General features: G+C 48.5%; 14 protein-coding genes. 11 read left to right on the top strand and 3 right to left on the bottom strand.

The features are described 5' to 3' along the window. Positions 1-58 precede the first annotated feature (58 nt). Entirely contained in the window at positions 59-637 is a 579-nt protein-coding gene (locus ACO0LB_RS18445) for an NUDIX hydrolase (protein WP_423051768.1), read from the top strand. A gap of 212 nt (positions 638-849) precedes the next feature. Here the strand turns inward: ACO0LB_RS18445 and ACO0LB_RS18440 are convergent, their stop codons facing one another. Beyond that, the gene (locus ACO0LB_RS18440) at positions 850-2,052 is read right to left on the bottom strand and encodes an ammonium transporter (RefSeq protein ID WP_423051766.1); all 1,203 of its coding nucleotides are present in this window, start codon (positions 2,050-2,052) and stop codon (positions 850-852) included. Positions 2,053-2,237: 185 nt separating this feature from the next. Between ACO0LB_RS18440 and aat the strand changes: the two genes are divergently transcribed. The 4 genes from aat to ACO0LB_RS18420 all read left to right on the top strand — a co-directional run bounded on the left by aat (position 2,238) and on the right by ACO0LB_RS18420 (position 5,927). Next, positions 2,238-2,957 (top strand): leucyl/phenylalanyl-tRNA--protein transferase, encoded by a 720-nt coding sequence (aat, locus tag ACO0LB_RS18435; protein ID WP_423051764.1) that lies wholly within the window; start codon positions 2,238-2,240, stop codon positions 2,955-2,957. Continuing rightward, positions 2,954-3,682 (top strand): arginyltransferase, encoded by a 729-nt coding sequence (locus tag ACO0LB_RS18430; protein WP_423051762.1) that lies wholly within the window; start codon positions 2,954-2,956, stop codon positions 3,680-3,682. The genes aat and ACO0LB_RS18430 overlap by 4 nt, the downstream gene beginning before the upstream one ends. Before the next feature lie 146 nt (positions 3,683-3,828). Further along, positions 3,829-4,872 (top strand): quinone-dependent dihydroorotate dehydrogenase, encoded by a 1,044-nt coding sequence (locus ACO0LB_RS18425; RefSeq protein ID WP_423051760.1) that lies wholly within the window; start codon positions 3,829-3,831, stop codon positions 4,870-4,872. 11 nt (positions 4,873-4,883) lie between these two features. Further along, on the top strand, positions 4,884-5,927 hold the full coding sequence (locus tag ACO0LB_RS18420) for an aldo/keto reductase (RefSeq protein WP_423051758.1): 1,044 nt from the start codon (positions 4,884-4,886) through the stop codon (positions 5,925-5,927). A 197-nt stretch (positions 5,928-6,124) separates the two neighbouring features. Here ACO0LB_RS18420 and ACO0LB_RS18415 read toward each other — a convergent pair whose 3' ends face one another. Both ACO0LB_RS18415 and ACO0LB_RS18410 read right to left on the bottom strand, forming a co-directional pair. Next, positions 6,125-7,048, bottom strand: a complete 924-nt coding sequence (locus ACO0LB_RS18415; RefSeq protein WP_423051825.1) for a methyltransferase domain-containing protein — start codon at positions 7,046-7,048, stop codon at positions 6,125-6,127. 254 nt (positions 7,049-7,302) lie between these two features. Then, positions 7,303-7,500 (bottom strand): hypothetical protein, encoded by a 198-nt coding sequence (locus tag ACO0LB_RS18410; RefSeq protein WP_423051756.1) that lies wholly within the window; start codon positions 7,498-7,500, stop codon positions 7,303-7,305. Between the two features lie 253 nt (positions 7,501-7,753). Here ACO0LB_RS18410 and ACO0LB_RS18405 point away from each other — a divergent pair, with 253 nt between their 5' ends. The 6 genes from ACO0LB_RS18405 to ACO0LB_RS18380 are packed head-to-tail and all read left to right on the top strand — an operon-like array spanning position 7,754 to position 13,824. Continuing rightward, a complete protein-coding gene (locus tag ACO0LB_RS18405) occupies positions 7,754-8,527 on the top strand; it encodes a sulfite exporter TauE/SafE family protein (RefSeq protein WP_423051754.1) in 774 nt (257 codons plus the stop codon). 47 nt (positions 8,528-8,574) lie between these two features. Further along, entirely contained in the window at positions 8,575-10,281 is a 1,707-nt protein-coding gene (locus ACO0LB_RS18400; RefSeq protein ID WP_423051752.1) for a nitrite/sulfite reductase, read from the top strand. A 21-nt stretch (positions 10,282-10,302) separates the two neighbouring features. Further along, complete coding sequence (locus ACO0LB_RS18395) at positions 10,303-10,848, top strand: DUF934 domain-containing protein (RefSeq protein WP_423051750.1); 546 nt, start codon at positions 10,303-10,305, stop codon at positions 10,846-10,848. Continuing rightward, on the top strand, positions 10,845-11,558 hold the full coding sequence (locus tag ACO0LB_RS18390) for a phosphoadenylyl-sulfate reductase (RefSeq protein WP_423051748.1): 714 nt from the start codon (positions 10,845-10,847) through the stop codon (positions 11,556-11,558). The genes ACO0LB_RS18395 and ACO0LB_RS18390 overlap by 4 nt, the downstream gene beginning before the upstream one ends. Positions 11,559-11,572: 14 nt before the next feature. Continuing rightward, positions 11,573-12,508, top strand: a complete 936-nt coding sequence (gene cysD, locus ACO0LB_RS18385; protein ID WP_423051746.1) for a sulfate adenylyltransferase subunit CysD — start codon at positions 11,573-11,575, stop codon at positions 12,506-12,508. Beyond that, on the top strand, positions 12,508-13,824 hold the full coding sequence (locus ACO0LB_RS18380; protein WP_423051744.1) for a sulfate adenylyltransferase subunit 1: 1,317 nt from the start codon (positions 12,508-12,510) through the stop codon (positions 13,822-13,824). The genes cysD and ACO0LB_RS18380 overlap by 1 nt, the downstream gene beginning before the upstream one ends. Positions 13,825-13,827 lie beyond the last annotated feature (3 nt).

The raw sequence follows: 13,827 nt of genomic DNA, 5'->3' as shown, positions 1-13,827 counted from the left end.
CAGGCGCACAAGCTGATGTTACACTCTGGATATTGATTATCTAGCCCCTATATCACCTATGAAATTTTGCTCGGAATGCGCCACGCCGGTTGTGTTAATGATTCCCGCAGACGATACGCGCGAACGCCATGTCTGCCCCAACTGCGGCACCATTCATTATCAAAACCCGAAAATGGTGATCGGTTCGATTCCAGCATGGGAAGTGGATGGAGAAGTTCAGGTTCTATTATGTAAACGCGCAATTGAGCCACGCTATGGCTACTGGACGCTTCCCGCCGGATTCATGGAAAACAATGAAACCACCAGTCAGGCGGCTCAACGGGAGACGGAAGAAGAAGCTGGCGCCAATATCGCACTGCACGAATTATTTTCGATACTCAATGTGCCTCATGTACATCAAGTGCATTTATTTTACAGAGCCACCCTGCTAGATCTTGATTACAAGGCAGGCACAGAAAGCTTGGAGGTCGCCCTGTTCAAGGAGAAAGACATTCCATGGGAAGACATTGCATTCCCTACCGTTAGCCATACGCTGCGTTATTTTTTTGAAGACTTAAAGCAAGTGCAAAAAGGTGGTCACTATCAACTACATGCTCACGATATTTTTAAACCGATGCGCCCAAACGACAAAAACTAGCCAACATCGCCAAACCAAATAAAAAAAACAAGCCCAAAAATAGGTACAGCACCACAAAATCAAAACGCCGTGTTTTCACGGCGTTTTGATTTGATTTGATTGGCAGCGGCAAGACAATAAATATCAATGCACTGCCCGCACAGCTGATAATCGGCAAAAAATTACTGACTGATCTGCCAGCTCAATTTCATGGCACACCTTCCATTCAATTATTACCAACTGGTTTCTCTCTCAGCAGTAGAAGAAATTTTATGGATGGACAAATCTGCCCCCTCAAATTCCTGCTCTGGATCAAGACGTATTCCAACCGTTTTCTTGAGTACGCCATAAATTACATATCCACCACCAAAGGCAATCGCTACACCAAGCACTGTCCCCAGCAACTGCGACATCAAACTCACGCCACCCAATCCCCCCAAGGCTTTCATCCCAAAAATACCGGCGGCAATTCCACCCCAGGCACCACATAAGCCATGCAAAGGCCAAACACCCAGCACATCATCGACTTTCCATTTATTTTGCGTCCAGGTAAACATCAGGACAAAAATAGCACCAGCCACACCGCCCGTCACCAGCGCACCCAGCGGATGCATCAGATCAGAGCCCGCGCAAACGGCTACCAGACCAGCCAAAGGTCCGTTGTAGACAAAACCGGGATCATTTTTCCCCATCACCAATGCCACCAGCGTTCCACCGACCATCGCCATCAAGGAGTTAATTGCCACCAGGCCATTCATCTTATCCAGCGTCTGAGCACTCATCACATTAAAACCAAACCAGCCCACGGTTAATATCCAGGCACCCAATGCAAGAAACGGGATACTGGATGGCGGATGCGCAGCAATAGCGCCATTCTTCATATAACGACCGCGTCGCGCACCCAGCAGCAGAACCGCAGGCAGGGCAACCCAGCCGCCAAACGCATGCACCACAACTGACCCGGCAAAATCATGAAATTCCTCAGAAAAAGCCGCTTTCAACCACGCCTGGATCCCAAAACGCTGATTCCAGGCTATTCCTTCAAATAGCGGATATAACACCCCCACCAATACGGCAGTAGCGATCAGCTGTGGATAAAACTTTGCTCGCTCAGCAATCCCACCAGAAATAATGGCCGGAATCGCCGCCGCAAACGTTAATAAAAAGAAAAATTTGACCAGCTCAAAGCCATTTTTTGCGACCAACACCTCAGCACCAGAGTAAAACTGTACGCCGTACGCAACACTGTAACCAACAAAAAAGTAAGCAATCGTCGACACTGCAAAATCAACGATAATCTTGACCAATGCGTTCACTTGGTTTTTTTTGCGTACCGTGCCCAGCTCCAGAAATGCGAAGCCAGCGTGCATCGCCAGAATCATAATGGCACCTAGCAATATAAATAAAGCATCGGCGCTACTGTTTTGTGCATTCATGCTAACAATCTCCCAATAAAAGTGCGTAAATTTATTTGTAATGCACTGATAAAGCAAAAAATATTCCAATTTGGTGCGATTTTTTAAGACGTTGATTTTTATATGAATTTTATTTTTTATTTTTTGATGCCTCCATCACACGCACTAAAATGTGGCGCTATTTTAGTGCATACAGGATATAGGATATGACGATTCCCTGGCTGGAGGCTGACAGCGAATTTCCGGATGTGAATACTGCGCTTACCGAGGAAGATGGCGCGGCCGGATTGCTCGCTGCAGGTGCAGATTTGTCACCCGCACGACTACTGATGGCATACAGACAAGGAATTTTCCCGTGGTTTTCGGAAGGACAACCAATACTCTGGTGGTCTACCGATCCACGCATGGTGTTATTCACGGCTGAGCTGAAAGTTGCCGACAGCCTGAAAAAAAAGCTGCGGCAAATCAACCAAAATCCACACTGGGAAGTGCGCTTTGATTCAGCATTTGAAGATGTCATGCGCGCCTGCGCAGCACCGCGAAAGGAAGGAACTGGCACCTGGATATCAGAAGAAATTATCGCTGGCTATTGTGGGCTAAATAAAGATGGCTACGCCCACTCGTCAGAAGTATGGCTCGATGGCAAACTGGTCGGTGGTGCTTATGGTGTTTGCATCGGCAAGATGTTTTACGGAGAATCCATGTTTGCCAGAGTCACGGATGCCTCCAAGATAGCGCTGGTGCATCTGGTATATTTTTTACGTGAACACGGAGTGAAAATGATAGACTGCCAACAAGAAACCGCGCACCTGGCATCACTTGGGGCAAGACCGATATCCCGTACGGCGTTTCTTGAATGGATACAGATGGCGACGCAATTGCCGCCCATCAGTGAATGGACCTCAAACCGCTCAATTGATCAGTGACCCAGCTTAACGACCTTCCTTTTGCCAGCATACAGTTTTACGCCACGGCGCCTTATCCCTGCAGCTATCTGGAGGGATTGCAGGCGCGCTCACAGGTCGCAACGCCTGCGCATCTGATTAATGCCGATGTGTATTCTGAACTGGTCAAGAGTGGCTTCCGGCGCAGTGGCATCTTTATCTATCGTCCACATTGTGATGCGTGCCAGGCATGTACGCCAGTCAGGGTCAGAGTCGATGAATTTCGGAAAAGCCGTAGTCAGCGCCGTGCCGAAAAAAAACACCAGCACCTCAGCGCCAAAGTATGCCCACTCACCTACGTGCATGAGCACTACGAATTGTATCAACGCTACCAGAGCAAACGCCATGCAGGTGGCGGCATGGATCAGGACAGTCGCGATCAATATGCGCAGTTTTTACTGCAGAGCAGAGTCAATACACGCTTGGTGGAATTTCGCGATGAGCACGATATTCTGCGCATGGTGAGTATTATTGATGTGCTGACCGACGGCTTATCTTCCGTGTACACATTTTATGATCCGGATGATGAATCCGCCTCTTATGGCACCTACAATGTGCTCTGGCAAATCCGGCAGACAAAACAGCTTTTACTGCCCTATCTGTATCTCGGTTACTGGATTGCTGCCAGTCCTAAAATGGCCTATAAAACCAATTTCCGACCTCTTGATGCCATGATGCAAGGTTACTGGCAAACACTACAGGAATAAAATCAGTACGACAGATGCAACGCAGAAGCAACTTAAAAACAATAAATACTCCCACCCAGTATTTAATAACACCACAATTAAAATAAGCGGGAACACCGCATTTTTTACCTATACTCCCTTAGATTACTCTTTACTACGCTGATACCATGTCCGAAAAATTACTCTACTCCCTGGCTCGTCCCTTGTTATTTGCCATGGAGCCGGAAAAGGCGCATCACCTGACTTTACCCGCGCTGCAACGCATTGCCCGACTCGGGCTCGGCGGCTTCATCGGCAAACCCGCAGAAGATGCGCGCACTGTCATGGGTGTACGCTTCCCCAATCCGGTTGGTCTGGCTGCAGGTCTGGACAAGGAAGGTGCCTACATTGACGGTTTAGCTGCTATCGGCTTTGGCTCCATCGAGATCGGCACAGTGACACCGCGCGCACAGCCCGGCAATCCCACACCACGCATGTTTCGCCTTCCCAAAGCGGAGGCCATTATTAATCGTATGGGCTTTAATAATGGCGGTGTTGACGCCTTTGTTCACAACGTACAGGCATCTCGTTTTTATCAGGAAAAACAAGGTGTACTCGGACTCAATATTGGCAAAAACGCGGATACACCCATTGAACGGGCAGCAGAAGATTACTTACATTGCCTGTCCAAGGTCTATCCGTATGCCAGCTACGTGACAGTCAATATTTCATCCCCCAACACAAAAAATTTACGCCAACTGCAAGGTGCAAACGAGCTTGATGCCCTGTTATCGCAGCTCAAAGAAGCGCAGCAAAGATTGGCTGACCAGCACAAGCGCTATGTTCCTGTCGCACTGAAAATTGCACCGGACATCGATGCCGAACAGATCAAAACGATCGCCGAAGCACTCTTGCGTCACCAGATTGACGGCGTCATTGCCACCAACACCACCATCACCAGAGATGCGGTACAAGGCTTGCCACATGCAGAAGAAGCGGGAGGATTATCCGGCAAACCCGTATTCGAGTTGTCCAACCGCGTGATCAGAGCATTGAAATCCGAATTGGGCGATGCTCTACCTATTATTGGTGTCGGCGGTATTTTTTCTGGCGCTGATGCAGCCACCAAAATGCAGGCGGGCGCTTCGTTGGTGCAGGTATATTCCGGACTAATTTATCAGGGACCAGGTTTAATCAAAGAATGCGCAGCCGCTTTACGCAATGTTCGATAACAGGAGATTTTATGCAACAGACGGCACTAGGCAACAGCCAGCTTCAAGTTTCTAAAATTTGCCTCGGCACCATGACTTTTGGCGAGCAAAATACCGAAGCCGAAGCCCATACCCAACTGGATTATGCGCTGGAACGCGGTATTAACTTTATCGACACAGCAGAAATGTACCCCGTCATGCCGCGTGCAGAGACTCAGGGCAAGACTGAACAATACATTGGCAGCTGGCTGAAAAAGTCAGGCAAACGCGGCGACATTATCCTGGCGACTAAAGTTGCCGGGCCATCGCGGGGCATGAACTGGATACGTAACGGCCAAAATGATCTGAACGCCGAGAATATCCGTCGTGCCGTCGAAGCCAGCCTGCAACGCCTGCAAACTGATTACATCGACTTGTACCAATTGCACTGGCCAAGCCGGAATGCTCCCATTTTCGGACAAAAGCAATTTGATCCAGCACTGGAACGCCCTTGTACTGCGATTGAGGATACGTTGGCAGTGCTGTCCGCATTGGTGAAAGAAGGCAAAATCCGTCACTTTGGCGTTTCCAACGAAACTTCATGGGGAGTCAGCGAATTCATCAAGCAAGCTGAAATACATGATGCGCCACGCATTGTATCGATTCAAAACGCCTATCACTTGATGAATCGTGCGTTTGAACAGGGTCTGGATGAAACCTGCTTCCGCGAAAATGTCGGCTTGCTGGCATATAGCCCACTGGCATTTGGGCAACTCAGCGGGAAGTATATTGACGATGCGAATGCATCGGGCCGACTGACTTTATTTCCACCAACCTGGAGCCCACGCTACTTGCGCCCTTCCGTGTTTGAGGCCAGCAAACGTTATACAGAACTGGCGCGGCAACATGGACTGACACCGACACAATTAGCGTTGGCGTGGTGCTATTCACGTTATTTCGTCGCCAGCACCATTATTGGCGCAACCAATCTTAATCAGCTGAAAGAAAATATCGACGCATTTGATATTCACCTAAGTGAAGAACTTCTGCAATCAATCGATGCGATTCACCAGACGGCCAACAATCCGGCACAATAAGCAGTAACGCCATCAGTAGCATCGTCGATTGATCGGTGAAGGTTAACAAAGGCTAAAGAGCAAATTGATTGCTCTTTAGCCTGAAACTTCAGTATTACAGTCTTTCAATCACTTACGCTTACTTGTGATTGCTTGCGACTGCTAGTATCAGCATGCCCGTCCTACTAGTCACATCGTCAAATACGCTGTAAAAAAAATCAGCCATGCACCAGCGACAGATGACCAGCGCGTGCCAACGCGGCTGGTTTTCGCTTTACCTGCAAACTTTTTTGTAATGATGAAATCGATCCTCCCGCCCGGTATTCAAAACTGACCTCAAGCACATCCCCCTGCCTGACATCAAAACTTTCCGGCAGCGGCAACACCATATACGCATGCAGCCAATCGATAGTGGACGAGGTCTCCATTAGTACAGCGAGGATGCTTTTAGTAACGAAACGTAAGGCACTGACTTTGCCTTTCCGCTCCATAGAAAACTGCCCATGCCATTGTATTTGCATGGCATTGTTCTGATCGAAATCAATGACACTGTACAAGGCAGGCTGCGCCAACTCCAGAGTATCGGCATAAAACGCACCAGGCTCCTGGAATTGAATTACCGGCGCCTGATATCCTCCAAAATCATAGGTTTGCTGGAGAGGCTGCACTGCCATGACGACCGCTTCCGGAATAAACACGGGCAAGCCGATGCCAAATTTTTCTAAGTATCGCTGCTTGAAATGCTCAATCACTTCCAGCTGCTTTTCCCGCAGCAAACCGCCATGAACCATCTCGCAAATCACAACATCAACCGGCTCGGGAGGCAGATATTCAAACGCGTCTGCGTGAATAATCTCTACTTTGTCGCCATGCACATTAAGTGCAAGCAAGCGACGCGCCTCTTCCACCATATCAGGATTAAATTCAACGCAATAGACTTTTGCGGCTGTCTGCGCAGCAAACCATGACAGCACGCCGGTACCACCGCCCAACTCAAGTACTTTTGCACCCGCAAACACATGGCGGGCAATTGCTGCCTTAAAACCATCCATACGATTGGTATCAGCAAGTAAATGATGATGGTATTGAACCGGAATAAATTGTCCAAGGTAAGCACTTTCCAGCTCGCGTTCATTAAGCATCATGATCCTTTCGTGGCGTCACATCCGAACAGCAAAGCCGTGTTCCGGAGATGAAATTGACTGGCAGTCAGGTTCAGAAAAAAACGCCAACAACAAACGTCTAAAACAAGCTGCCACATGCAGATAATTATCCTGATCACTGCAAAAACCGATGCGTGGAAGTAAAGGGTAATTCAGACTCAGTTCGCCATATCAATCAAACGGCAAAGTGCAATGTTTGCATACCACTCATTGTCAATATTCATTAACAACGCTCATTGACGACGTTTTTCACATCGCGGGTCGCGGAAAGGGCCGGCAGCGCGCTCCCAGCCATCGCCAGGTGAAGTCTGGGAACAAATTTCTACAGAATCAATTTTACTGCGCCATTTATACCAGTCTGCTGGGGCAGACCAGCTGGCAGCGCTGAACGCCGCCAGTAATACCATGCTCAAAAAGTAGATAGCACGCATGTTGCAATATCTTTCATCAATTTCGACAGGAATGCATCCGTCGCCTATGTATCACAAGCCCGTGACATGCACCGATATGTCACGGATAGCTGCGGGCATAAAATAACCACTTTATCAATCCGCACCTGATTAACCGAGATATATTCGAACTCCGGTTTTACATATATCAAATACGTATATAAGCAAATAAATACTAAGTAGTTTGGAATATAGCCCGCATTCATTAGGATGACCCTACTTTGCGCGAGGCGATATGAATTTAACCTATGTAATCTCTGGTTTTGCTGTAGGCACTCTGGTCGGTCTGACAGGTGTTGGTGGCGGCTCTTTAATGACGCCGTTACTCACGTTACTTTTTGGTGTATCTCCCACTGTCGCAGTAGGAACAGATCTTGCCTTTGCTTCTATTACGAAGGCAACCGGCACATTTACCCATCGCCTGCGTGGTACGGTAGACTGGCATGTGGTGCGTTTGCTGTGCTACGGCGCACTGCCCGCAGCGTTACTGGCCACCCTGAGCCTGAAATATTTCGGTAGTCTGAATAAGGAAATTGGCCAGGTTATTCGTTACTCTATCGCCATTTCCGTTTTGCTGACTGTTGTTGCACTGCTGTTTAAAGGCAAAATGCTCGAATGGCTGAATCGTCATCCAGAAAAACAGTTGCATGGCACACCGCTGGCTGCAGCAACTATTTTTTCAGGTATCGTATTGGGTACGCTGGTGACCATCTCCTCCATTGGAGCTGGTGCGATCGGCGCAACATTGCTGGTGATGCTGTATCCTCGCATGCCAGCGGCACATATTGCCGGTACAGACATCGCCTACGCAGTGCCATTAACAGCCATCGCTGCTATTGGACACTGGTGGTTAGGCTCCATTAACTGGGAATTATTGGGAACGTTGTTAATCGGTTCTCTGCCAGGCATTACAATAGGTTCTATGGCTGCACGCGCTGTTCCGGAGAAATTTTTACGCGGATTGCTGGCAACGACACTGACGCTCGTTGCTGCCAAACTGGTTCTTTAAAACATAGTTGCAAAGCGCATTTTGCGCAGATTTTAAGGGTATACAAGATGTATCGTTACGACCAACACGATCACCAGATTATCAAAGAACGTATTGCACAATTCCGCGATCAGGTGCGCCGTCGCCTTGCTAATGAGCTGGCCGAAGAAGAGTTTTTACCGTTGCGTTTACAGAACGGTTTGTACCATCAGCGTCATGCGTATATGTTACGCGTCGCTGTTCCCTACGGCATGCTGTCCTCTGCGCAGATGCGTAAATTTGCTCATATTGCACGCAAATATGATCGTGGCTATGGTCATTTCACTACCCGCCAGAATATTCAATACAACTGGATTAACCTGGAAGATGCACCAGACATTCTGGAAGAGCTGGCATCAGTCGAAATGCATGCGATTCAGACTTCCGGTAACTGCATGCGCAATATCACCTCGGATGAATTTGCAGGCGTTGCAGCAGATGAGATCATTGATCCACGTGCTTATGCCGAAATTTTGCGTCAATGGACCACGTTCCACCCAGAATTTGCCTACTTGCCACGAAAATTCAAAATCGCCATTAATGGTGCTAAAGAAGATCGCGCAGCAATCGCCGTACACGATATCGGCCTGACCGTTGTTCATAACGACGCCGGTGAAGTTGGTTTCAAAGTCATGGTTGGCGGCGGAATGGGACGTACACCCATCCTTGGCAGTGTCATCCGCGAATTTCTGCCGTGGCAACATGTTATGACCTATCTGGAAGCCATTCTGCGTATTTATAACCAATACGGCAGACGCGATAATAAGTACAAGGCCAGGATCAAAATTCTGGTCAAAGCGATCGGCGCAGATGTTTTTGCAAAACAAGTAGAAGAAGAATGGGCGGATCTGAAAGATGGTCCAGCGACACTGACACCGGAAGAATTACAGCGCGTTGCCTCTTACTTCAGTACGCCAGCCTATCTGACTTTACCGCCGCAAGATGATGGATTTGAACAACATAAAGCTGAAAACAAGGCATTTGCAAACTGGATCAAGCGCAATGTGAAATCGCACAAAGTCGCTGGCTACTCCAGCGTCGTGCTTTCTCTCAAAAAGCCGGGCGTACCACCTGGCGACGCAACAGCAGAGCAAATGGACTTTATCGCCAATCTTGCTGATCAATACAGTTTTGGTGAGCTGCGCGTCACGCATGAACAAAATCTGGTGTTGTCTGACGTAAAGCAATCTGACTTGTTCCCTCTCTGGCAGGAAGCTAAAGCACATGGTCTGGCTACACCAAACATTGGTTTGCTGACCGATATGATCTGCTGCCCGGGTGGTGACTTCTGCGCGCTGGCAAACGCCAAGTCTATTCCCATTGCGCTGGATATCACCGATCGCTTTAATGATCTGGATTATCTGCATGATATCGGCGACATCGAACTCAATATGTCGGGTTGCATTAATGCCTGTGGCCACCATCACGTCGGCAACATCGGGATTCTCGGTGTCGACAAGGATGGCAGCGAGTGGTATCAGGTTTCCATTGGTGGAGCACAAGGCAATCAGGCTGCCATTGGTAAAATTATTGGACCCTCTTTTGCTGCTGGACAAATGCCGGAAGTCATTGACCGCATTATCCAGGTCTACATTCGTGAACGTGTTGCCAGTGAGCGCTTCATCGATACAGCATTACGCGTAGGCATCACTCCGTTTAAAGATTTTGTGTATGCCACCCCGATCAAAACGAATGAACATCATGGCGAAGACGCCGGTTCAGCAGTGGCATATTGAGCAAGGGACAGAAAGAAAATCATGCGCGACATTATTAAAGATAAAGCTATCGTACAAGACGACTGGACAGTTCTGCGTCTGGCAGAAGGCGAAACTCCTGATGCTGTAGAAGTCCCCGAAGGCAAAGTAATTGTGCCGTTAAAAGTGTGGCAGCTACAACGTGATCATCTGCTCAAGCGCACAGAGCTAGCGGTTTGGTTCAGTAGCAACGAACAGGCAAAAGAATTGAAGGAAGACATTGCACGTTTTTCTTTGCTGGCAGTTGATTTTCCAAAGTTTTCGGATGGACGTGGCTATTCCGTTGCCTACAACTTACGCGCCCGCTTTGGTTTTGCCGGAGAATTGCGCGCTATTGGCGATGTGTTACGTGATCAGTTGTTTTACATGCAGCGCGTGGGCTTTAATGCATTTGCCGTTCGTGCGGACAAAGATATACACGATGCCATTAAAGGTCTGACTGATTTTTCTGAAAAATATCAGACATCGTGGGATGAAAAAAATCCCCTATTCCGTCGCGCTGAACGTACTGCACTCAGCAATGTGGGCGATACAGGAGCTTCAGCATGAGCGATTTCAGCGCCAGACTTGCGCAGACTCAGGCTATTCTGGAACGCATCTCCAGTGAATTTGCGCCAGCAGTCTTCGCCTCCAGTCTTGCAGCAGAAGATATGGTGCTGACTGACCTTATTTTAAAAGGTAAGCTCAATATCGGCATTTTCTCTCTGGAAACAGGGCGTCTTCATGCAGAAACCCTGGGCATGATAGCCAAAGTCAAAGAAACCTATGGGGCCGATATTGTTCTGTTCAAACCGGATGCGGCAGCAGTAGAAAACTATGTCAGCACAAACGGATTGAATGCATTTTACGACAGCGTAGACATGCGTAAAGAATGTTGCCGTATTCGTAAAGTAGAGCCATTAAACCGCGCTCTGTCAGGCAACAAGGCCTGGGTTACCGGACAGCGCAAAGCGCAATCGGCAACGCGGACAGAACTCGCCTATCAGGAAGATGACACTGCGCACGCGATGCAAAAGTTCAATCCTCTGGCTGACTGGTCAGAAGAAGATGTCTGGCACTATATCCGTACCAACAATGTGCCTTACAATCCTCTGCATGACAAAGGTTATCCATCAATCGGATGTGAGCCTTGCACCAGAGCAATCCAGCCTGGTGAAGATGTCCGTGCGGGTCGCTGGTGGTGGGAAAACCCAGAATCCAAGGAATGCGGCCTGCATGTAGTTGATGGCAAGCTGGTCCGAATTAAACAAGTAGTCTGAATCGAATACATATCATGAATACAGTCGTGGAAAACCAATTTATCGATGCTGCGAGCAATCGCCATCTGGACTGGCTCGAATCCGAAGCCATCCATATCATGCGTGAAGTCGCAGCTGAATGCAGCAATCCGGCTCTGCTCTTCTCAGGCGGTAAAGACTCTATCGTCTTGCTGCGCCTCGCAGAAAAAGCATTCCGCCCAGGAAAATTCCCTTTCCCTCTGGTTCATATTGATACCGGCCATAACTTCCCTGAAGTAATCGCTTTCCGTGATAAACGTGTAGCAGAACTCGGTGAGCGGCTGATCGTAGGCTCGGTTGAAGACTCGATCAAACGTGGCACTGTACGTTTGCGCAACCCGGCGACAGATTCACGTAATGCCGCACAGGCGGTGACTCTGCTGGAGACGATTGCGGAACATAAGTTTGACGCTTGCATTGGCGGCGCACGTCGTGATGAGGAAAAAGCACGCGCCAAAGAGCGTATTTTTTCTTTCCGTGATGAATTCGGCCAATGGAATCCTAAGGCGCAACGTCCAGAACTCTGGGACTTGTATAACACACGGGTACACGCAGGTGAAAACATGCGCGTATTCCCGATTTCCAACTGGACAGAACTCGATGTATGGCAATACATCGCCCGCGAAAAACTGGAATTACCTCAAATTTATTTCGCCCATGAACGTCAGGTAATCCCTCGTAACGGCTTGCTGGTTCCACTCACAGACTTGACACCGCCACGTGCTGGAGAAACGGTAGAGACACAAATTGTGCGCTTCCGCACTGTTGGTGATATTTCCTGCACATGCCCAGTCTCGTCAGATGCGGCAACAGTCGAGGCAATTATTGCAGAAACAGCGATTACCCAAATTACTGAACGCGGTGCTACGCGCATGGACGATCAGACATCGGAAGCATCGATGGAAAAACGTAAAAAAGAAGGATATTTCTAATGAATGCCGCTGAACAATTTACAGCCAACCTCAACAAAGAACGCGGTCTGCTGCGGTTTATTACGGCCGGCTCCGTCGATGATGGTAAAAGTACATTAATTGGCCGTCTGTTATTTGACAGCAAAGGCATCTTTGCGGATCAGCTTGACTCCATTTCCCGTGCCAAGCACAAGCGCACGGTTGGCGACACGATCGATTTGTCCCTGCTAACCGATGGTCTGGAAGCCGAACGCGAGCAAGGTATTACGATTGACGTGGCTTATCGTTATTTTGCCACACCAAAACGTAAATTCATCATTGCAGACACACCAGGCCATGAGCAATACACACGCAACATGGTCACGGGAGCATCCACGGCGGATGCAGTGATCATTCTGATTGATGTGTCCAAAGTCAAACTCAATGACGATGGTAGTGTTGATTTGCTGGTACAGACAAAACGCCATTCAACGATCGCGCACTTGCTCAAGATTGAGCATGTTGTAGTTGCCGTGAATAAAATGGATCTGGTTAATTACGACCAAACGGTATATGACCGTATCATCGCAGCGTATAAAGAATTTGCACAACAGCTAGGACTGAAGGATATTCATCCAATTCCACTATCGGCATTAGCAGGTGATAACGTCGTCACAGCCACGGACAATATGTCGTGGTACAAGGGCCCTACCCTGATTGACTTGCTGGAATCATTGAGCGTCTATGACGCCTGCCACGATGAACCTTTCCGCTTCCCAGTGCAACTGGTCGCACGTCATAATGGTCATGAAGCCAACGATTTCCGTGGTTACATGGGGCGCATTGAAGCAGGAAAAGTCAGCAAAGGAGACGCATTAATCGTGCAGCCCGGCGGGCAATCGGCAACAGTCAAAGATATCCTGACATTGGATGGTTCACTCGATACTGCAGTCGTAGGACAATCCGTAACTATTTTACTCGATGAATATCTGGATATCTCTCGTGGTGACATGCTGGCTGAAGCTGCACGTCCTGCGACTTTGCTGAAAACGGTGACAGCGGATCTTTGCTGGCTCTCCGAAGATGCATTGGATATTCGTCGGAAATACTGGCTCAAGCACACGACACGTCAGGTCTCCGCTCGCGTAACTGCAATTGATACACTGCTTGATATCAATACGCAGGAAAGACGTCCGGCAGAATCACTCAAACTGAATGACATCGCCAAAGTGACGATTAACGTACAGCAAGCGCTGGCTGCCGACGCTTATGATGAATTACGTTCAACCGGTGCCTTTATTCTGATTGATGAAGTGACGCATCAAACAGTTGCCGCAGGCATGATTCATCTTGGATAAATC

It is taken from the genome of Undibacterium sp. SXout7W (genome assembly GCF_049339385.1).
GTDB lineage: Bacteria > Pseudomonadota > Gammaproteobacteria > Burkholderiales > Burkholderiaceae_D > Undibacterium.
Note: the sequence above shows the minus strand (reverse complement) of the source record. Positions and strands in the feature narration are given on the sequence as shown.